Annotated in this window: 19 protein-coding genes; 16 read left to right on the top strand and 3 right to left on the bottom strand. The window is 34.7% G+C overall.

What is annotated here, in order from left to right; all coding sequences use genetic code 11:
* Positions 1 to 34 precede the first annotated feature (34 nt).
* The 9 genes from KUA55_RS03525 (at position 35) to KUA55_RS03565 (ending at position 9,849) form a co-directional block, all read left to right on the top strand.
* On the top strand, positions 35 to 763 hold the full coding sequence (locus tag KUA55_RS03525) for a winged helix-turn-helix domain-containing protein (protein ID WP_218324830.1): 729 nt from the start codon (positions 35 to 37) through the stop codon (positions 761 to 763).
* 254 nt (positions 764 to 1,017) lie between these two features.
* Positions 1,018 to 2,208 carry a phosphoenolpyruvate hydrolase family protein gene (locus KUA55_RS03530; protein ID WP_218324781.1) on the top strand — a complete coding sequence of 397 codons (1,191 nt, stop codon included), beginning with the start codon at positions 1,018 to 1,020 and terminating at the stop codon, positions 2,206 to 2,208.
* Positions 2,209 to 2,300: 92 nt separating this feature from the next.
* The gene (locus KUA55_RS03535) at positions 2,301 to 3,518 is read left to right on the top strand and encodes a Tm-1-like ATP-binding domain-containing protein (protein ID WP_218324782.1); all 1,218 of its coding nucleotides are present in this window, start codon (positions 2,301 to 2,303) and stop codon (positions 3,516 to 3,518) included.
* A gap of 3 nt (positions 3,519 to 3,521) precedes the next feature.
* Entirely contained in the window at positions 3,522 to 4,352 is an 831-nt protein-coding gene (locus tag KUA55_RS03540; protein WP_218324783.1) for a phosphoenolpyruvate hydrolase family protein, read from the top strand.
* 230 nt (positions 4,353 to 4,582) lie between these two features.
* Positions 4,583 to 4,894, top strand: coding sequence for a PTS sugar transporter subunit IIB (locus tag KUA55_RS03545; RefSeq protein ID WP_218324784.1), 312 nt, complete (start codon positions 4,583 to 4,585; stop codon positions 4,892 to 4,894).
* Between the two features lie 16 nt (positions 4,895 to 4,910).
* Complete coding sequence (locus KUA55_RS03550) at positions 4,911 to 6,797, top strand: BglG family transcription antiterminator (protein WP_218324785.1); 1,887 nt, start codon at positions 4,911 to 4,913, stop codon at positions 6,795 to 6,797.
* 16 nt (positions 6,798 to 6,813) lie between these two features.
* Complete coding sequence (locus tag KUA55_RS03555) at positions 6,814 to 7,149, top strand: PTS lactose/cellobiose transporter subunit IIA (protein ID WP_218324786.1); 336 nt, start codon at positions 6,814 to 6,816, stop codon at positions 7,147 to 7,149.
* A gap of 3 nt (positions 7,150 to 7,152) precedes the next feature.
* Positions 7,153 to 8,394, top strand: a complete 1,242-nt coding sequence (locus KUA55_RS03560; RefSeq protein ID WP_218324787.1) for a PTS sugar transporter subunit IIC — start codon at positions 7,153 to 7,155, stop codon at positions 8,392 to 8,394.
* 3 nt (positions 8,395 to 8,397) lie between these two features.
* Entirely contained in the window at positions 8,398 to 9,849 is a 1,452-nt protein-coding gene (locus KUA55_RS03565; protein WP_218324788.1) for a glycoside hydrolase family 1 protein, read from the top strand.
* A 466-nt stretch (positions 9,850 to 10,315) separates the two neighbouring features.
* Here the strand turns inward: KUA55_RS03565 and KUA55_RS03570 are convergent, their stop codons facing one another.
* Both KUA55_RS03570 and KUA55_RS03575 read right to left on the bottom strand, forming a co-directional pair.
* Positions 10,316 to 11,167 (bottom strand): SDR family NAD(P)-dependent oxidoreductase, encoded by an 852-nt coding sequence (locus KUA55_RS03570; RefSeq protein ID WP_218324789.1) that lies wholly within the window; start codon positions 11,165 to 11,167, stop codon positions 10,316 to 10,318.
* Positions 11,168 to 11,179: 12 nt separating this feature from the next.
* The gene (locus KUA55_RS03575; protein WP_218324790.1) at positions 11,180 to 13,117 is read right to left on the bottom strand and encodes an NAD(P)/FAD-dependent oxidoreductase; all 1,938 of its coding nucleotides are present in this window, start codon (positions 13,115 to 13,117) and stop codon (positions 11,180 to 11,182) included.
* Positions 13,118 to 13,256: 139 nt separating this feature from the next.
* Here KUA55_RS03575 and KUA55_RS03580 point away from each other — a divergent pair, with 139 nt between their 5' ends.
* Complete coding sequence (locus tag KUA55_RS03580) at positions 13,257 to 14,831, top strand: PucR family transcriptional regulator (protein WP_218324791.1); 1,575 nt, start codon at positions 13,257 to 13,259, stop codon at positions 14,829 to 14,831.
* Positions 14,832 to 15,156: 325 nt separating this feature from the next.
* On the opposite strand, the gene KUA55_RS03585 is transcribed toward KUA55_RS03580, so the two are convergent.
* Complete coding sequence (locus tag KUA55_RS03585; RefSeq protein ID WP_218324792.1) at positions 15,157 to 15,906, bottom strand: DeoR/GlpR family DNA-binding transcription regulator; 750 nt, start codon at positions 15,904 to 15,906, stop codon at positions 15,157 to 15,159.
* Positions 15,907 to 16,055: 149 nt separating this feature from the next.
* On the opposite strand from KUA55_RS03585, the gene KUA55_RS03590 reads away from it, so the two are divergent.
* The 6 genes from KUA55_RS03590 to KUA55_RS03615 are packed head-to-tail and all read left to right on the top strand — an operon-like array spanning position 16,056 to position 21,940.
* The gene (locus tag KUA55_RS03590) at positions 16,056 to 16,913 is read left to right on the top strand and encodes a class II fructose-bisphosphate aldolase (protein WP_218324793.1); all 858 of its coding nucleotides are present in this window, start codon (positions 16,056 to 16,058) and stop codon (positions 16,911 to 16,913) included.
* A 26-nt stretch (positions 16,914 to 16,939) separates the two neighbouring features.
* Positions 16,940 to 17,920: a carbohydrate kinase family protein gene (locus KUA55_RS03595; protein ID WP_218324794.1), complete on the top strand. Its 981-nt coding sequence runs from the start codon at positions 16,940 to 16,942 to the stop codon at positions 17,918 to 17,920.
* Positions 17,917 to 18,804 (top strand): aldose 1-epimerase family protein, encoded by an 888-nt coding sequence (locus KUA55_RS03600; RefSeq protein ID WP_218324795.1) that lies wholly within the window; start codon positions 17,917 to 17,919, stop codon positions 18,802 to 18,804. Before KUA55_RS03595 ends, KUA55_RS03600 begins: the two co-directional genes overlap by 4 nt.
* A 12-nt stretch (positions 18,805 to 18,816) precedes the next feature.
* Positions 18,817 to 19,500, top strand: coding sequence for a D-lyxose/D-mannose family sugar isomerase (locus KUA55_RS03605; RefSeq protein WP_218324796.1), 684 nt, complete (start codon positions 18,817 to 18,819; stop codon positions 19,498 to 19,500).
* A 32-nt stretch (positions 19,501 to 19,532) separates the two neighbouring features.
* A complete protein-coding gene (locus KUA55_RS03610) occupies positions 19,533 to 20,933 on the top strand; it encodes a PTS fructose transporter subunit IIC (protein ID WP_218324797.1) in 1,401 nt (466 codons plus the stop codon).
* 20 nt (positions 20,934 to 20,953) lie between these two features.
* Positions 20,954 to 21,940 carry an aldo/keto reductase gene (locus KUA55_RS03615; protein ID WP_218324798.1) on the top strand — a complete coding sequence of 329 codons (987 nt, stop codon included), beginning with the start codon at positions 20,954 to 20,956 and terminating at the stop codon, positions 21,938 to 21,940.
* Positions 21,941 to 22,014 lie beyond the last annotated feature (74 nt).

Below are 22,014 nucleotides of genomic sequence, written 5' to 3' on the forward strand. Positions count from 1 at the left end.
TATTATATTTATTTTACGAGGAATGAGGATGAAGATGCATCGTACACCAAAATATGTCCAAGTTTACAATCAAATTTTATTGATGATCAAACGGTCACAATTTGCACCTGGTTCAAAATTACCTTCAGAAGAAAAGCTGACAAACGATTTTAATGTTAGTCGAGTGACTTTGAGAACTGCTTTATCTCTTTTAAAAGAAGACGGTGTTATCAGCAGTATTCATGGTCAAGGTCATTTTGTTACTATGACAGAAACACAAAAAAATGATCAAGGAATTCGCGTGTTAAGATGTCCAATTTTAGATAGTTTGACAATTCCAATTGAAGAAATCACTCATAAAGATGCTTACTATTTTAAAAACCCCAGCAGTGTTTTTACAGATAAGCTATTTGGCGTCAAGGATATTTCTTACTTCACTTTAAATATTTGGTATAAAATCAATCAGTTGAATGTCGCAAACATTTTCTCGATTTTGTTGCCTGAAACAATTGAAAAATTTAATTTAGATTTGGAAGATGAAGAGCAAATTGTCCAATTTTTAGAAGAAGATATATATCGTGAAGTCGCTAACTCAAAATTAACAATTAGTATTTCTTCAAGAGAACCTGATAGTTTTAGACGTGAATTTTCTGAGGAAGATAAGTTAGTTCTAATGACTGAAAATCTCTATTCTATGAATGGGAAAGTTTTAGCACAAAATAAGTACTATATTTCTGATAATTTTTTCAGAACTTCATTAGTTCGTTATCAATCGAACCAGTAAAATAGGTACCTCATAAATGTGAGGCTTAGTTATAAGTTATCACCGATAAACATAATTATCCGTTTTAACAGCAGTTATGATCAACTTAATAAACAGTGAAATGAACGATTTAGATTTGATCGTTATTTCACTGTTTTTTTAATATATATAACATTTCTGTAAAAAGTAGTAACTAAAATAAAATGGATTTTTTCTTTAGAGAAAGCTAAAATTTACTATAAATTAAAAAAGATTTATTAAACTGAGAGGTAGAAATGAAAAAAGAGGTATTTTTACAAAAGTTGAAGCGTCAAATTTATGATGGTAAATATCTTTTAGGTATATCCACAGCAACAGGAATGAGTGCAATTAATGCAAAAGAGGGTGGGGCGGATATGATTCTTGCCCTAAACTCAGGAAAATTTAGGCAAATGGGTCGAAGTTCATTAGGTGGCTATCTTCCATTTGCCAATAGTAATGAACTGGTAAAGAATTTCTCGACAAGAGAGTTGCTACCAATACTTGCAGATTTTCCTGTTCTGTTTGGTGTAAATGCGACAGATCCATTGATGGATTCAAAAGAGTTAATTAAGTATATTGGCGAAAGTAATTTTACCGGTATAGTCAATTATCCGACAATTAGTTTGATTGATGGGCAATTTAAAGAAGCTTTGGATGAACAGGGTATTTCCTTTTCTCAAGAAGTAGAATTTATTGCTGAAGCAAAGAAGAATGGATTGTTTACCATGGGGTTTATCACAAACACTGAGGAAGTGAGGCTGATGGATCAAGCAAAACCTGATATCATTTGTATTCATTTAGGACTTACTGAAGGTGGAAGTTTGGGTGCTAAAAAGATGCGTTCTTTTGAAAATATGTTATCGACAATTCAAGAAATAACAGCGTTACTAAAGAGTAGGAATTCAGCGAGCATTATTATGGTATACGGAGGACCTATTAATGATTTAATAGAGGCTCGGTATATTTATAATCAATTTCCAGAAATAAAAGGATATATTGGTGGATCAACATTTGAAAGAATTAATTCTGAACAAATTTTATCTTCACAAATCAAATCTTTTAAAGATGCGACACATACTCAGCATGACAATTTAACGATTCAAATTTTAGAAGGCATAGAGAAATACTATGATTATGTAGATTTTATAAAAAAGTATATCAGTGAGAATTATTCTACGCCAATTTATATCAGTGAACTGGCTGAATTTACTAACTTATCACCCAGCTATCTGAGTGACTTATTTAAGAAGAAAACGGGGATCAGTTTTACAGAATATCTAATTAAGTTTCGACTGAATAAATCAATTGAATTAATGAATTCTACTGATTTAAAATTGGTGGAAATAGCAGATTTAGTTGGCTATCCAGATTACGCCCAATTCAACAAAATATTCAAAAAGTATATGAAGAAACCACCAAAAGAATACAAAAAATCTAATATATAAACTATTTTCCAGTATAATAAAACGTTTTCAACCGATACTTGAAATCATATACTTACCTTGTAAGCAGGAAATTAAAAAGGAGGTATAAATAATTGAAAACGGTAGCTTTAGTCGGTACATTCGATTCGAAAGGAACAGAGTATCAATACATTAAACAACTTTTAGAAAAACTTGATTTAAATGTCTTTACTATTCACACAGGTGTTTTCGAATCCTCATTTGTACCAGACGTTGATGTCTCTGAGATCGCTGAACAAGTTGGTGAAAATATTGCTCAGATTCGTCAACGAAATGATAGGGCATATGCAACGGAAATTTTAGCTAAGGGTTTGGAGATTTTATTACCTAAGCTGTATGAAGAGAATTTATTTGAGGGTGTCCTTTCTTTTGGTGGAACGGGTGGCACTTCTTTAGTAGCTCCCGGTATGCGTCAATTACCAATTGGATTACCAAAATTAATTGTTTCAACAGTTGCTTCAGGGGATACTAGTGTTTATGTTGGTACAAGTGATATTATCATGATGCCATCGATCGTTGATGTTTCAGGTTTAAATAAAATTTCTAAAAGGATTTTTGGAAACGCGGTTTCCGCAATGGCAGGATTGTTAAACTACCGATTTGAAACAGAAGAGGATGAACGTCCTTTAATTGCAACAACAATGTTTGGCGTCACTACTCCGGCGGTAAATTATGCGAGAGAGTATCTTGAAAAAAATGGATACGAAGTTTTAGTTTTTCATGCTACAGGCGTTGGTGGTCGAACAATGGAATCGTTAATTTCAGATGGCTATTTTAAAGGAGTTCTCGATCTTACGACTACAGAGTGGGCAGATCAACTTGTTGGCGGGATTCTAAATGCTGGAGAAAAAAGACTTGAAGCTGCAGCCTTAGCCAAAGTTCCTCAAGTAGTTTCACTTGGTGCAATGGACATGGTCAACTTTGGTCCATTTGATACTGTGCCAGAGAAATTTAAAGAAAGATTGTTTTATAAGCATAATCCTACGGTTACTTTGATGAGAACAACAGTGGAGGAAAATAAAAAACTAGGACAAATAATTGCAGAAAAATTAAATTTAGTTCAAATAGAAACTGTCTTAACCATCCCTAAAAATGGTTTTTCAGGTATTGATGTTGTAGACGGTCCTTTTTATTATCCAGAAGCAGACCTTGCGTTGATTGATGCATTAAAGAAACATTTAAATAATGAAAAAGTAAAATTGATTGAATTAGACTATGCTATAAACGATCAAGCTTTTGCGGAATTTTCAGCACAGCAGTTGATTAATCTGATTGATAAGAAAGGAAATTAAATTATGAATACTCAAACAAGAAAAGACATTATTAGTTCTTTTAAAGAAAAAGTTAAAACTGGTGATATTTTGGTTGGTGTCGGTGCAGGAACAGGAATCACCGCTAAAAGTAGTGAAGCTGGCGGGGCAGATATGCTAATTATTTATAATTCGGGACGCTATCGAATGGCTGGAAGAGGATCACTAGCAGGACTTCTTTCTTATGGAGACGCAAATCAAATCGTTGTAGAAATGGGACAAGAAGTTTTGCCCGTGGTTAAAGAAACACCTGTTTTAGCTGGAGTTTGTGGAACTGATCCGTTTCGCGTAATGGACGTTTACTTAAAACAATTGAAAGAACAAGGATTTAATGGGGTACAAAATTTTCCAACAGTCGGATTGATTGATGGTGTTTTTAGACAGAACCTTGAAGAAACTGGAATGGGATATGGCTTAGAAGTTGAAATGATCAAAAAAGCTCACGAATTGGATATGCTAACTACGCCATATGTATTTGATCCAGAACAAGCTAGAAAAATGGCGGAAGCGGGAGCTGACATCTTAGTTGCTCACATGGGATTAACTACTAAAGGAACTATTGGAGCAAAAACAGCACTAACTTTAGATGATTGTGTTAAAAAAATCGAAGCAATTATCCAGGCAGGAAGAGAAGTTAATCCTGAAATTATGGTAATTTGTCATGGAGGGCCGATTGCTGAACCGGAAGATGCCAAGTATGTAATTGAAAAAACAGAGGGAATTGATGGATTCTTCGGTGCTTCGAGCATTGAACGTTTTGCAGCAGAAAAAGGTATACGAGAACAAACAGCGGCTTTTAAAGATATAAAAAAATAAATAATTGATAAAAAAACTAGATTGATCATGATGATTAATCTAGTTTTTTTTGTTTTTAAAAGTAATCAGGCGAGCTTTGATGCAATGTTTATTTTAGAAACATATGATTTCAAAAATACTTTAAATTATTGAACATCAGAAAAATTTCCTACCCTTAGGAAAAATATCAAAATGAAAGTAAAAAAATTTGACTGTACAATGAAATTATAAAAGAAGAGGAGGAATTCAAAATGACAACGAAAGTACTATTAATATGTGGAACAGGTGCTTCATCTGGTTTTATGGCAGCAAATGCAAGAAAAGCAGCAAAGAAAGAGGGATTAGATTTTGAAATCAAAGCCAAAAGCGAGTCAGAAATTACTGATTACTTAAATGAAATTGATATTTTATTGGTTGCGCCCCATTTAAAGTACATGTTGAATGAAGTTAAAGAGGAAGCGGAAGCTGCAGGAGTCAAAAGTGCGATTATCCCGCAAAAAGTTTATGGTGCACTAGATGGAAAAGGTTTAATAGAAGAGGTAAAGCAATTAAAAGAAGAATAAACATTGGGTGATGTCATTGGATAAAGAATTAGCACTACTTAAATATCTGAAACGTAATACAGGCGTTCGTATTACTTCTAGAAAATTAGCAGAATACTTGGACGTATCCACTAGAACAATTAGAAATTATATTAAAAGAATAAATGAGAATGAGCCAAACCTAATTATTTCAGATTCAAACGGGTACCAAATTAATCTGGAGAAAAATTATAAAGATATTGATAGTAATAATATCGAAAGCCAACGTAAAATCTATATTCTGCGACGATTAATTAAAAATGTTCATCGTGGTTTAGATTTATATGATTTGGCGGATAGTTTATATATATCTGAGTCAACATTGAAGTCAACCATCAATTCTATCAATAAAGACATTAAACAATGGAATGTCACAATAAAAAGTCGAGATTTTAAAATATATATTGACGGCAATCAATATGCAATTCGACACTTACTCCTAAATATTCTAAATCAGTCATCAGTTGAAAATTTTAGCCTTTCTCATGAAATTCAAGAAATACTTGGACCGAATATTAAGTTAGATGATTTATACAAAATATGTTTGAAATACCTTGGCGCTGAGACAAGTAATACCTTTTTCTTAAAAAATCTCGTTTTCCATCTTTCAATTGCCTTAGATAGAGCAACCACAGAACTTTTAGCTCCTCAAAATTTTTCAAATGACGTTGTTGAAGAAATTATCAAAGAAATTCAAGATAACTATTCGTTGTATTTTATTAAAGAAGATTTAGACGAGTTTGATGAGCTTTTCGAGCAAATTTATCATCGGAAATTTGATGTTTCTAAAGGGAAAAGTGAGAAACATATCAATAAAATTAGCATCATGTTAAAAGAACTTGAAAATGTTTATGGTATAAGTTTTGAAAATGAAGATTTTAAAAATCGGCTCTTGATTCATATCAACAGCCTTTATCAACGTGCGAAAAAAAATATTTTCTCCAGAAATTTAAGCTTTGAGAAGATTAAGGTCAAATATCCAATTTTATTTGATATCGCAGTATATTTAGCTTCACTTCTTGAAAAAAATTTAAATATTGAAGTTAACGATGATGAGATCGCTTTTCTAGCCTTACATATAGGTGCTTTTTTAGAAAGTGAACCAGCATCATCAAACTTACGATTGAAAACAGCGATTGTTACGCCAGGATATTTAGATGAAGGCACACAAATTGCAAATCAAATTAAGCGTGAATTTTCAAATGATTTATTGGTTACTGATGTCCTAGATGTAGATATTTTTGATCAAGTGACGGATTCTTTTGATTTAATTATTACGAACTTCCCAATGACTGATCTTTGGCAGCTAAAGAACAGTACCACCAAACAAGTAACCGTTCATGATAGCATTTTACCGGTAGAAAAGAATGAACTATGGGAAGCGATTCGTGAAATAAAAAGTGACTACTATAGCGAAGAAATAACTGTTTTGCTGAATAAAACTTTAAAAAAGAGCAATTTTTTAACTAATTACAGTGGCAAAACATATAAAGAGGCATTAAAAGATATTTCTGATCATTTATTCAAAAGTGGCTCAGTGGATAAAAAATATTTTGAGCAGCTGACTGAACGGGAACAGGCTTCTTTTACAAGCTTTCCTAGTGGAATCGCGATTCCTCATACTTTAAGAATGGAAGCAAAAAAAACTGATGTAGCTATTATGATTCCAAAGGAAGAAATTCAGTGGGGAGATAATAAAGTAAAGCTTATTGTTGGCATTTCAATCAATAAAGAAGATAGACAGATTTTTAATAAAGTTTTTCAGCGCTTTGTAGAGATAATCTCGGCAGAGGAAAATGTTACAAAATTGAGTAAACAGATGGATTTGAATGAATTTTTGAACTTATTAATTCAATTAATGAGCGAGGACAACTATTACGAATAAGTAAGGAGGCATAATAATGGAATTAGGTATTAGTAGAGATGAGCTCAATATTATCTCTATGAATGTTATTTTGCATGCTGGGAATGCCCGTGACTTAAATATGTCTGTTTTGGACATGTTAGCGGAAAATGACAAAAATTATATAGCAATCGAAGAGAAAATTAATAGTGCAAAGAAAGAATTAAATGAAGCTCATAAGTTTCAGACAGATATGATTCAGTTAGAAGCTAATGATAAGGAAGTTCCTTTTTCTGTCCTTTTAATTCATGCGCAAGATACTTTGATGACTATTACAAGCGAAGTTTTGATGACTGAAAAAATGGTGAAAATTTTTAAGAATAAGGAGGACTAAATTATGGATAATTTGACAAACTGGATGACGGATAAATTTGCACCAAAAGTAAATAAAATTGTAAAAAATCCTTGGATTGCATCTATCCAAGAATCAATTTTGACTGGTATGCCTATGATTTTCATCGGATCATTTGTTACAGTATTGTCTCTTGTGAGGGACATTTGGCCAGCTTTTCCAGATTTTTCATTGCTGAGTACGTTTAGTTTTGGGTTGTTTTCTCTTTTTATGTCATATTTGCTTCCAGAAGCGATTATGAATAATAAGGGTTATAAATCAGCTGCAAAGCCCGCAGGTTTAGCAGGTATTGCTTTTTTCTTAATGCTCGTTTATCCAACAATTGATGACGGAAAAGGGATAATTACTCTAACTACTGCAGAATTAGGTACTGGTGGTATGTTGGTGGCGTTGGTAGCAGGACTATTTGTCGGCTTAGTTATGACAATTGCATCAAAATATCAACTTATCGGAGAAGACTCTGCTTTGCCAGATTTTGTTGCCGCATGGTTTAATACAATACTTCCAATTACCTTAATTTTATTGGTAGGCTGGATCTTTACTTTCCAAATGCATTTCAATATGAGTGCTGCAATAATGACAGCTTTACAGCCGTTAGTAAATATTGGTGGAAGTTTTGGTGGCTTCGTCTTAATTGTTTTTCTTGGTTATTCATTTCTATACTCATTTGGGATTTCCTCGTGGATTATCTATCCGGTGGAAATTGCAATTGCTTTACCAGCTATCGCAGAGAATGCCCGAAACGCCGCTAATGGTTTACCAGCAACAAATATTTTTACTGAAGAAGTAGTGGGTATGTTTGTTATCGGTGGGGGTGGTGCTACATTGGCACTTTGTATAATGATGACGTTTATGGCTAAATCATCTCGAATGAAAATAGTTGGTCGGGCGGCGATAATTCCTTCGATTTTTAATATTAACGAACCAGTTGTATTTGGTGCACCCATAGCATTTAATCCAACTTTGATGATTCCAATGTGGATTATGGGTTTATTAGGTCCTATCTCAGCTTGGATAGTCATGAGGATTGGGCTTGTACCAATTCCAGAACACGTTTTTGATCTTTGGTATTTACCAGCACCAATATTTGCGTATATTTCAACTAATTCGATTAATGGATTAATTTATACAGTCGCATTATTTGTTATCTCATGGTTTGTTTATTTACCATTTTTTAAAGTATATGATAAACAAGCAATTCTTGAAGAAGCTGCTGAGGAGGCTTAAGTTATGACAGATTTATTAGAATTAATTGCACCAGTAAAAAAATTCCCTGAAAACTTTCTTTGGGGAGGCGCCGTTGCTGCAAATCAATTAGAAGGTGCTTGGGATATAGATGGAAAAGGTCCTTCTCAAGCTGATATTATGGAATTACCAAAAGAGTATAGCCGAAAAGGCTCTTTTGGTGAGAATGTCACTCGTGAAGAAATTGAGCGTGCGCTTTCTGATAAGACAGGAAATTATCCTCGAAGAAGAGGTATCGATTTTTACCACACTTACTCTGATGATTTGGAATTAATGGCTGAGATGGGATTCACTTGTTTTCGAACATCTTTTAGTTGGGTCCGCATTTTTCCTCAAGGGGATGAGGAAATGCCTAATGAAAAAGGCTTAGAGTTTTACGATCGTTTAATAGATAAAATGTTGGAATTAGGAATTGAACCAGTGATGTCGCTTTCTCACTATGAAATGCCTATCAATTTAATACTAAAATACGGTGGTTGGAGTAATTCAAAACTCATTGACTTCTTTGTTAAATTCTCAAAAATTTTGATGGAGCGATATAAAGATAAAGTGAAATATTGGATTGTCTTTAATCAAGTTAACGATGTTTATGGATGGGGAGAATTCCCAGGACTTGGTATTTTAAAGGAGCATGGAGAAAAACAAAAAGATGCCGTTTTCCAAGGCGTTCATAATCAATTTGTAGCTAATGCTAAGGTTGTTGAAATGGCGCGCCAGATCAATCCAGAGATGCAAATTGGCATGATGCTTGGATTAAGTCCGCTGTACCCTGAAACAGATAGTCCGGATGATGTTATGGCAGCCTATAAACTCTGGGGAAAAAATGCGTTATTCTTTTCTGATGTTTTGGTAAATGGTGAGTATCCTGGATATATGATTAGGTATTTTGATGAACAAAGCATTGAAATTAACGCTACCGAAGAAGATCTTAAACTAATTAAGAATAACACGGTTGATTACATTGCATTTAGTTATTACGATACAAAAATTGTTAGCGCTGAAAACCCAGATAAAATTAAACCAAATCCAAAATTAGATGCAAATATTTGGGACTGGGCAATCGACCCATTAGGCTTTCAATTCAGTTTTGATTTTCTTTGGGAGAGATATCATAAACCATTGTTTGTAGCAGAAAATGGGATGGGTTCAATCGATGAAGTTGTCAATGGTAAAATTCATGATGAATATAGAATTGACTATCTTAGCGCTCATGTAAAGGCAATGAAAGAAGCAATCAAGGATGGTGTAGACATTATTGGCTACGCTTCATGGGGACCAATAGACATCATTAGTTATTCACAAGCTGAAATGAGTAAACGCTATGGCTACATCTATGTTGATCTTGATGATGAGGGAAATGGGTCCGGAAAACGGATAAAGAAAGATAGCTTTTACTGGTATAAAAATGTTATTAGCAGTAATGGCGAAGAGATTTAGTCGGTTGATCTTAAGATAATTAGAAAATAGTTTATCCCTATCTAAATTCATTCAATATGGATTTAAATAGGGTTGCTTTGTGTATTGCAAATAAATTTATAACTTTCCTAAAAATGCTTCTCAAAAATATACGGCAGATACTTTGTAGATTGATTTGGAAGAATAAAATATGAATAATCAATCATTTAGAAATTCATTATCCTGTTTTTGCTTGTCTATATTTATAAAGATAGTCCGGAATTATTAAAAAATATGGTTTCGAATAATGGGGGACATTTCCTAAGATTTTTAAAATGTGTGGGAAAATGGATCATTTGTGTTTTGGTAAAGATATTTTGGAATGAAAAGATGCCACTAGTAATTTAGGTCATCAAAAGACTTTACTTTATATACAGGAATCACCCGAAAAAATCAAAATACTTCTTGACCTCTTCGGGTGATAGCTTTAAATTATGCGATTAGATTTTTAACCAAATCTTGTAATATCAGGATTTTTACCAGATAACATATCCTGAATTCTTCCCCCAATGAGTGCATTGTAAATTGGATGGGTTAGAATGTAGAATTGCTCTTCTTCGATTGCTTGGAAAATAAGCATTCCTACTGAATCAATTGGTGTACCAGTTTCAATAAATTGATTAATTGATTCTATTGCAACTTTATATGATTCACTTGAATAGTAAGGGTCATCATTAATTTTGAATCTTTCGGGTCGCCGTTCTTGCGAATGATGTAATGTTGTTTGGACAAACCCAGGGCAATACACAGAAATGCCTATATTAGCTTGTGCTAGTTGTAAATCAATTTGAGCTGTTTCGCTAGTTAGAACAGCAGCATGCTTGGTGGCATTATATGGTCCGGTATTGGGATAAGCAATTGTTCCAGCAACTGAAGCGACATTTACAATATGACAAGGGGTTCCTTGTTTCAACATAATTGGAATAACTTCATGCATGCCATAAATTTGCGACATTAGATTGATATCGACTGTCCATCGCCAATCTTGAGTGGGGAGCTCCCAAATTCGTCCACTCATACAAATGCCAGCATTGTTAATCAGTAAATCAATGGTTCCAAAAGTGTCAATAGCTATTTTCACCATCTCTTGAACGTTTTCCTCTAAAGAAACATCATAAGTCAACGCGATACCTTCAGCACCCATTTTTTTACAAGATGTTAAGGTTTTTTCTGCCGATCCAGGTTCAATATCAACTAAAACTAACTTCATTTCACGCCTAGCGGCTTCTTTTGCAAATTCAGCACCAAATCCATTTCCAGCTCCCGTGATGACAGCAGTTCTTCCTTTAAAATCCTTCATGGTTTGTCCTCCTTAATTAAACACGACTGCTTTATTGAAACCGTCGTGGATTGCTTCAGCAATACGACCTGCTTGTGCATTGTCACCAATAATTCTTACATTGTTACAGATTGCTTTGAAAGTTTCAGCAATCTCAATATTTGGTGTAACGCCCAATGCAAGCACGACATTGTCTGCTTCTATCACTGCAGATTTTCCAGCAAGCAAATTGAAAACAATTGTTTTATTTTGATCAATAGCTTCTAAACGAGTATTAGTCAAAAATTGCACGTTGTGTTGATTTAAGCGATTCATAATTCCTTCCAAAATCATATAATGAACAGATGAGCCAATTGATGGTAACATTTCAACCATTGTCACATCATGTCCTTTATTTGCCAAGACTTCGGCCGTTTCTAAACCAGTCATTCCAGAACCAATCACAGTAACATTTTTTCCTAATTCTGGTTGGGAAGTTAAGTAATTTTCTGCACTGATTACATGATCACTATCAATTCCCGGAAGAGGAGGTAGGATTGGTTTTGCTCCACTTGCAACAAAAATACCAACTGGTTTAATTGCTTCAATTGCTTCAATTGTTGCTTCAGTGCCTAATTTAACCTTTACATCGAGCCGACTTAATTCTTCAGACATGGTCTCAACTAGCCAGGTCAGTTTTTCTTTATAAGGTGGTTTGTCAGCGATATTTAGAGCACCACCCAATTGGTTTTCTTTTTCAAATAGAGTGACGGTGAACTGTCGCTTAGCTAGAGTAATTGCTGCTTGCATGCCAGCTGGACCACCACCAATTACCACGACGTCTTGTTTATTACCATCTTCATTCAATTGTGCAAAAGTTTTTTCAGCTCCACATCTAGGGTTAACAGCACATTTTGTTTTTCTACCAGTTTCTAGTTCAGCAAAGCAGTAAAGACAACCGATACATTTACGAATACCGAGTTCATCACCTTTTTTAGCTTTACTAGCCCATTCAGAATCAGCTAGTTGCGCTCGTCCGACACCAATGAAATCACAAACATCTTCCTCCAAAAGACTTTCAGCAAAACTTGGTTCTTTAATATTATTAACGGCAATTACAGGCACATGAACATGTTCCTTAATAGTTTTAGCTAAATCTTTTTTCCAACCTTGTGCGTAATCATTTGGTTCAATAATTGTGGGGCTTGATTCATAGGTACCACTGCTGACATTGATCACATCTGCACCATAGCTTTCTAGTAGTAGTGCAATTTTGACAGTGTCTTCTATGCGATTTCCCCCCTCAATATAGTCATCTCCACTAATTCTGACACTCACTGGAAAGTCGGGGCCACACATAAATTTAGTATATGTCAAAATATCCCCTAAAATGCGTACACGATTTTGAAAGCTGCCACCGTATTTATCAGTACGTTTATTAGTGTGAGGACTTAAGAAACCGTTCAATAAGTATCCATGAGCAGCATGAATTTCAACACCATCGATACCAGCAGTTTTTGCTAAGACTGCACCGGTTACAAAAGCTGTCACTAAATCATCGCATTCTTGCGTGGTTAATTCCCGAGGCATTTCTTGTGTTTTACCGCAAGGAATAGCACTTGGCGCAACTGGTTGATTTCCTCCTTGAAGCATGCTGTTTGATTCTCGTCCAGGGTGGTGGAGTTGGAGGAAAATTTTTGAATCATATTTATGAACGGCATCTGCCAACCGCTCTAATTGGGGGACACATTGCGCATCGATTGCTTGTAGTTGATTAAAAAGTCCTCGTCCATGCTCATTATTCACTCGTGTAATTTCAGTAATGATTAATCCACAACCATTTTTAGCTCGTTCTTCGTAATAGGCAATCATATCGTCGGAAGCTTCTCCGGCAGCAGTTGCATATGCTGTACCCATAGCGGGCATTACAATACGATTTTTTAAAGATAACTTTCCAATAAATCCTGGTGTAAAAATTTTTGGATACTTCATAAATTCACGACCTCCAGTACAATTTTTTTTTACATGTTTATTGTATGTGATAGCGCTTACTATATTGAAGGTATAGATTATCCGAAATAGTTTGACTTGTTTGTGCAAAAAGTACTAAACTAAAATTGAGGTGATAATAATGAATTTCACAGAAATAATTGCAACATTGCAACAATTTGGTAGCATTAGGAAAATTCAAGATAGTCACAGTCAAACTTTGAAACACTTATCATTTGTGAATGAGGATACAATCTATGATCAAGAAACTTTGTATTTCATGAATAGTCCTCAAAAGAAAACAGAGACACTGCCACCTTATTGTATTTTAGGAGAACAAGATATTTATCAACATTTCTCAGCAGTTAAAGCCAATGGTTTAGCAATAGTCGAGGCAAAAAGCCTACAAGTATTTTTTAATCATGCAAAACGTATCATGCAGGCTGAAACAAAAAAAATTGAGACTGACAATTGGTTGCCAGTAATTAATAATATGAAAGATTTAAATGAAATCGCTAACACGACGGCGACAATATTCAATAATTCAGTAATATTTATGGATATCAATCATCGAGTACTAGCTCATTCGACGGTTTATCCAATAAGTGATGTTGTTTGGTCAGATATTATAAATAAGGGCTACTTGTCTTACCAATATATTTTAGATGCTGAATCCCCTGATTTTCTGTTGGCGCCAGATAGTGGAGAGCCGGTTACTTTAACTTGTTGGGCGTCACCTTTAAGAAAGTTGTGTAGTAAAATTGTTTCTTCAGAAACCAATGATTGGCTTGGGTATATTGTAATGATTGAAGAAGAAAGTCAAATATCAAGTTTTCATCTTGATTGGATGCCAATTATTAGTCGCGCAGCTAGTAAAATTTTAGTACAAGATCCATTAATTATCTCTATGAAAAAATCAATCCACAGTAAAATTCTATATGAGTTAATTATCGGTGCAAAAGTTCAAGATCTTACCAATACTCTGAAGCAAATAAATTTTCTTGATAATAATGAACGTTGTGTAGCGATGATCGCAGCGGAAAAACCAATCGATCAACAGGTTTTTTTTCTAAAAATACCGCAACTTCTAAATAAAATCCTACCTAAAAGTTATTTTACTTATCATGAAAATCGAATTATTGCCATGATTGAATTGAGCGATACTATAGAATACTTTGATAGTGAAAAACTTGATGAATTGAATCGACTAATAAATAAATATCAACTCAGAATTGGAATCAGTACAAATTTTACTCAAATTTCTGAATTTAGACGACATGTTGAACAGGCAAAGAGAGCAATTACTTTGGCTAAAATATTTGAAGATGAACAAATTGCAACATATGAAAAGTATAGTTTTTATGATTTGTTGAGACGAGTGACCTTGAGCTCCGAGGATAATTTAAGGGACTTTTGCCATCCAGCCGTGCAAAAGTTACGAGAATACGATTATTTCCATCAAACAACGTTTAGCCTTACTTTAAAGACTTATTTAGATCAAGCAGGAAGTTTGAAAATGACAGCAGCAAAATTATTTATTCATCGAAACACTTTATTGTACCGAATGGATCGAATTAAAGAATTATTAGCTATTGATTTAGAAGACCCGAATTTACGATTCCACTTGATGGTTTCTTACAAAATTGAAAAATTTTCTCAAATCATTTCTCAAGAAGAGTGTTGTTTTGAAGATAGTAAAAATAGTATATCTATTTAAAAGGAAGCTTTAAGTCTCCGTCAGAACGGAACTTAAAGCTTCCTTAGTTTTATTATTGAATAAGTGAGGATGATTGGATTCTCAATCCTTAATAAAGCATCAATATTTATTATGCAAAAAAATGCAAATGGAGATGAGCTAGAATAGATTCAAAATTTGATGATGAATCGTTCAATCAGTTTGGCACAAAAATAACTGAAGAAGCACCTTGCTGAAATTTAAAAAAATAATCAAGGCCTTTGGTGTAAAGGAGTCGAAGCATATTTATTGCAAAACTATCAAAACAAACAAAAAACCAAACTGTCAATAATGATAGTTTGGTTTTTTAGTAGAATAAATCTAATTGAATTTTTTCTAATACTTCGGTAAAATGTGTATCTGGTTTTTCATCGCTAATTAGATAATCCAAATTACTCAACTGTAAACTATTAAAAGTGTAAAACTTATTAAACTTACTAGAGTCGATAATTCCTATTAATTCGTTAGTATTTTCGCGAATTCTTTGCTTTAATAAAGCTTCAGTTTCTTCATTTTCAGATAAACCTTGATCAGCAGAAATTGCCCCACTGGAAATAAAAGCCACATCAAAATTTATTCCACTGAGTTGTTTAAAAGTTTCTAACCCATTTGTTACGCCATTTTTTACGTAACCACCTAACATATAGACATCATTTTTGGTTCTTTTTTCTAATAAGCTAGCAGTTTCTAAGTTGGTGGTAAAGATTCTTAGATTTTCAAAAGTACCCAGATGCTTTGCTAAATAAAGAGCAGTTGTACTGGCATCTAGAAAAATCGTGTTGTAATCTTCAATAAAATCTACCGCAATTTTGCCAATTTGACGCTTACGGTCTTTATTCGTGCGCACTTTAAATTCAAAAGGGGATTCCTTTAGTTTATCTTTGATAAAACTGACGGAGCCCTTTTCTTGTTTCACCAGATTTATTTTTTCCATGTAACGAATGTCACGGCGAACAGTACTTTCACTATAATTGACAGCGCGAGCCAAGGCGAGAATAGTCATTTTTTTCTTTTTTCTTAAAACAGCTAAGATTAATTCTTGACGATCAGTATTCATAATCAGGCTCCTTTTTATTTTCAACAGTATAACATAAGTTTTCTGTCAATTTTTTTGACAATTTTTCATGTTATTTGACAACTATTGATACCGTTTTCTAAGCTTGGTAAAGTTGGTTTATCAAATCAATGTTATTGGAGGAGTTAGTTATGGTATTAGCAAATTTGAAGGATGTTTTAACGAAAGCCAATGAAGAAAAATATGCAGTGGGTGCTTTTAATGTGACAGATTTAAATACAGCAAGAGGTATTGTAGCGGCAGCTGAAGAATTACATTCACCAGTGATTTTACAATTTGCTGAAGTGCATGATGAATATATTAGCATTGAAACTGTGGCAAATATGTATTTGCATTTGGCTAAACAATCCAGTGTACCAGTGGTGGTTCATTTAGATCACGGCGTTAATTTTGAAACAATCATGAAAGCCGTGAAATTAGGTTTCTCTTCTGTTATGGTAGATACTTCAACCTTACCTTTAAAAGAAAACATCGCCAAGGTTCAGGAAGTTGTCAAAATCGCCCATTGTTTAGGGTTAACTGTTGAAGGCGAACTTGGTGTGATGAATGCTGAGGATGGCAGCGGTCGTTTAGATTATAACGAGATGACTGACAGCTTTACGAATCCAGACGAAGCAAAGATTTTCGTTGAGGAAACTCAAGTAGATGCTTTAGCGATTGCTTTTGGAACTGTCCATGGTCTTTACCGTGGGAAACCAAATCTTAACTTTGATCGAATTAAAGAGATTAAAGAACAAGTGGGTATTCCTTTAGTGATGCACGGCGGCTCAGGTTTATCAGATGAAGAATATCGGCAATCAATCGCCAACGGGATTAACAAAATTAATTATTATTCAACGATGGCCTACGATGTTACCAATAAATTACGGACTTTCTTACAAGAAAACGAAGAAGCCTATTTGACCGACATCGATGTCCAGGTTCAAAACTTTGTAAAAGAAAATATTATGGAAAAAATCGAAGTTTTTGGTTCAGCAGGCAAAGCTTAAACCAAAAATAATTTGGAGGAGCGCATATGAAGAACGGAATCACTGTTGCTGGAAATATTATCGTAGATGAAATTTTTGAAATTGACAATTATCCCAACGAAGGAGAGTTGGCAACGATTAATTCATTACAAGGAAAATCGACGGGCGGAGCTCTGTGTAATGTGATTGTGGATTTGGCTAGACTAGATCCAGGACTTCCACTACAAGCGATTGGAAAGATTGGCAATGATGTTAACGGTCAATTCGTGCAAGAAACTTTTGCAAAATACGCAAACATTAATCAAGCCGAAGTTGGTATGGAAGATGTCACCGGTTATACCTTTGTGATGAGTAATCAAGGCCATAAAGAGAGAACGTTTTTTACTTACGAAGGTGCCAATCGCGAACTAAAAGCGGATTCATTTAATTTTGAAAAAATTGATAGCAAAATTTTCCATATTGGTTATTTAGCGATGCTGTCTGGTTTAGATCAATTGAATGAAACTTATGGTACAGAACTAGCAAAAGTTTTGAGTCAAGCACAAGAAAATGGGATTAAAACTTCAGTAGATGTCGTGAGCAGTTTTCCTGAGAATTATCCTGTCTTATTTAAAGCGGCTATGAAATATACCAACTACTGTACCATCAATGAATTGGAAGCAGAGCAAGCTACTGGTATTCAATTAAAAGATGAGAATGGCAAATTAATTGAAGAAAAGTGTCAAGCAGTCCTTCAGACAATTAAAGAAATGGGCGTCAAAGACTGGGTAGTTATTCATTCACCAGAAAAAGTCTTTGGCCTAAATGAAGACAATCAGTTTTTCAGTGTTGAAGTAGATATATTACCACCAGAAAAAATTGCTGACAAAATCGGAGCTGGTGATGCCTTTTGTGCCGGTGTTTTATACAGTGCCCATAACGATCAAACTTTAGCAGAGGCAATGTCTTTTGGTAATCAAATAGCAGCACTGTCTTTACAAGCAAAAGGCGCATCCGCTGGAATTCGGCCAATTTATCAAAAGGGGTGAGAGCAATCAATTTCACAATAAAAAATCAATATTTAACTGCTGAAATTGATACAAAGGGTGGGCTTTTGCGCTCTTTAAAAAATCAGGCAGGCGTCGAGTGTATCTGGCAAAGAGATCCCAACTTTTGGGAAGAAAATGATGTGAATATCTTCCCTTATATTGCACGGTTAACTAACGAAACCTTTGTTTATCAAAACAAAGACTATCATTTACCCATTCATGGATTTTTATGGACGAGTGAGTTAGAGGTGGTGACTCAGACGGATGAATGTTTGATTTTATCATTGAAAAGTACTCAAGAAACAAAAAAACAATTTCCTTTTGATTTTGAACTGAAAATTTACCGCAGATTAGTAGGAGAAAGTCTGGAAACGACTTATGAAGTCAACAACTTATCCCAAGAAACAATGTATTTTGGGATTGGTGGACATCCAGCTTTCAATGTGCCTTTGCAACCAGGTTTAACTTTTGAAGATTATTATGTGCAATTTGAACAGTCGACAATACCAGAAAAAGTGGCTATGACCGTTGATGGTTTTGTCGAGGAAGGTGACGAACTTTTTCAAGAGTTAGACCACCAACATAAATTAGTGCTACACCATCAACTTTTTGATCAAGATGCAGTTGTTTTAAAAAATGCGGGCAATAAAGTGCAGTTAAAAACCGATAAAGATTCTGTGGGCTTGGAAATTGAATTTGGCGACTTTGATTATTTAGGTCTGTGGCATATGCCAAAATTGAAAGCGCCTTATTTATGTGTTGAGCCTTGGTCTTCTTTGCCATCAAGAAAAAATATTATCGAAAACATTGCCGAACAAGAAAATCTTATTTCATTACCGACCAATAGTAGCTATCAAAGTACTTGGAAAATTAAACTTTTATAGGAGGAATTTAGTATGAAAAGATCAGAAATCAATCAAATTATCGAAGAGGGTATCCAGTTTTTTGATGAGCAAAATTACAAATTACCACCTTTTGCCTTTTGGACAATGGAAGATTGGCAACAGAAAGGTCCAGAATACGATGAAATTAAAGACAACCAAATGGGATGGGATATTACTGACGTTGGCAGTGGTGATTATGAAAAAGAAGGATTGTTTTTATTTACTGTTCGAAACGGGAATTTAGAAGACGAACGCTATGACAAAGATTATGCTGAAAAAATTATGATTGTTAAAGAAAATCAAGTAACTCCTCACCATTTCCACTGGAATAAGATGGAAGACATTATCAACCGTGGAGGCGGAAACTTAATGATTCAACTCTATAATGCAACCGCAGATGAAGCATTGGCGGATACACCAGTGACCGTTTATAGCGATGGCAGAACCTACCAAGTTCCAGCTGGCACTACGGTTCGTTTAACTCCTGGAGAAAGTATCACCTTAAAACCGTATCAGTATCATTCATTCTGGGGTGAAGATGGTCAAGGCCAAGTTTTAGTGGGAGAAGTTTCAAAAACGAATGACGATGCAACTGATAACCGTTTCTTAAAAACAGTTGGTCGGTTCCCAGAAATTGAGGAAAATGAACCAGTGAAATATTTATTAGTAGGCGATTATAAAAAATTCTTGAAATAAAACTGAATCCTAAAAGGAAGTGAGTTTATTTGGTGAAATTAGCTGTAATTTTTGAAAATAATGTAAATAATCAAGAAGCAATTGAAGAAGCCTTAATGACTGAAGTTAAGAGAATGTCGATGTCAGTTGAATTTTTTGAGGATCCGTCCGTTTCGCTAAGTGATTTTATTGCTAACGAAAAACTGCAACAGGTGGACACAATTTTAGTCGTTGGCCAGCAAAAACAAAAGAAAAGCGAACTTTTGGGAAAAGCGATTTTACATGTGACGGCAACTGAAATTTTAACACAACCCGACAAAGTTATCGCTAAATTTTTAACGGAAGAAACCTTAGCTAACCAGGAAGAATCTCAGCAAAAACTAAATGGTCGATTATTTTATGATGCCATCATGAACGGCGTTTCTTATATGATTCCTTTCATCGTAACAGGTGGTCTATTGATTGCAGTTTCTCTTTCCTTAGGTGGAACCGCTACGGCAAATGGTTTCGTTTTTGAGGAAGGTTCAATTTGGAATGAAATATTTAAAATTGGTAGTGCCTCGATGAGTTTGATGGTTCCGATTTTAGCTTCTTATATCGGTCATTTTATTGGTGGAAATGCGGCGTTAGCTCCTGGATTTGTCGGTGGATTTATTGCAGTTGATGGTAGTTTTTATGGTTCTGAAAACAATACCGGTTTTATTGGCGGCATCATTGCAGGGTTATTGGCAGGCTTATTGGTTCGTTTACTATCGCGGATAAAAATTCCTGAAATTATTGCGCCGGTTATGCCAGTAATTTTTATTCCATTAATTGCGACGTTGATAGTGGGATTAGTTTTTATTTACATCGTGGGCGTGCCCGTCTCATCATTTTTTGAAAGTTTAACCAATTGGTTACAGTCTCTACAAGGAAATAGTAAGTTACTGCTGGCAGCCATTATCGGATTGATGATTTCAGTTGATGTTGGTGGACCCTTTAATAAGACGGCATTTTTATTTGCCTCAGGTTTAATTGCAGAAGGCAACTATGAAATTATGGGTGTGGCTGCTGTTGCGATTTCGATTCCACCCCTTAGTACTGGTTTAGCGTCGATTCTTTTTGCTAAAAAGTTTGATAGTAAAGAACAAAACGCCGGCAAAGCTACTTTTATCATGGGATTATTTGGGATTACTGAAGGAGCAATTCCTTTTGTTACCAGCGATCCACTCCATGTGATTCCTAGTGTTGTGATTGGTTCGGTCACTGGTTCAGTGATTGCCATGTTAGGCGGGGTTGAAAATGTGGTCTCTCATGGTGGCCCGATTGTTGCTATTTTGGGAGGAATTAGTAATGTACTGATGTTTGCAGTAGCAGTCTTAGTTGGAACGGTCATTTCAGTTTCTTTATTATTTTTACTTAAGAAAAATAAATTAGTTGAAAATGAAATTGGAAATAAAACAATCGCATCATAAAAAATCAAGTGGGTGAAAAAATGAGATATAAAAATATTGAAAAACTAGATGTAGAGATTTCAGAATTAGCTGTCGGTACTTGGGCAATCGGTGGACAAATGTGGGGCGAAGTAAATGACCAAGCCTCAGTAGCAGCCATTCGTGAAATGATCGATCAAGGCGTTAACTTGATTGATACAGCGCCAATTTATGCAGACGGCCATTCAGAAGTTGTAGTAGGACAAGCCTTAAAAGATGGTTATCGTGAAAAAGTTTTAGTTGCGACAAAATTTGGGGTTAGTTATGCGCCAGATGGTAGTGTAATTAATAATAATACCTATGAAAATGTATTGGCAGAGTGCCAACAATCTTTGGAACGCTTGGGCACAGATATGATTGATATTTATATCATTCACTGGCCAGATCCGAATACGCCAATTGCGGAAACCATGCGAGCTTTAAATGATTTGAAAGCAGCCGGTAAAATTCGTTTCAGTGGTGTGTCTAATTTTGATCAAGCCGGAATTGAAGCAGCACAAGAATTTGGTAGTATAGATTTTGTTCAATTGCCATTTAGCATGGTAAAAGAAGATGACAAATCACTCTTGATATGGTGTGAAGAACAAGGAATCGGCACAATGACATATGGTTCCTTAGGTTCGGGTATTTTAACAGGGGCAATTCGTCAGAAACCTGATTGGTCACCAGACGATGTACGCCTGACTTTCTATGATTACTATCATGAACCAAAATTTTCAAAAATTATGAAACTATTGGATTACTTAGATGAGTTAGCTGAAAAATATCAAAAACCGTTAGCGCAAATTGCTTTAAACTGGAGCACTACACAACACTTTGTTTCAACAGCCATTACCGGTGTTCGGAACACTGAAGAAGCTAAAGAAAATACAAATACTTTTGACTGGAATTTAAGTGAAGACGATTTAGCGAATATCAATGGGGTACTTGCTGATTTAGAAATTTCCGATGGTAAGTCATTGAGTGCTGCTGAAAGAAAAACTAAATAATTTAAAGAATACGTGACATAAAAAGATGTCACGTATTTTCTTTAAGAGAAAATTTTACATATTGGGGAAAACAG

The sequence above is a fragment of the Enterococcus alishanensis genome (assembly GCF_019218635.1).
In the GTDB taxonomy this organism is placed as follows: domain Bacteria; phylum Bacillota; class Bacilli; order Lactobacillales; family Enterococcaceae; genus Enterococcus_A; species Enterococcus_A alishanensis.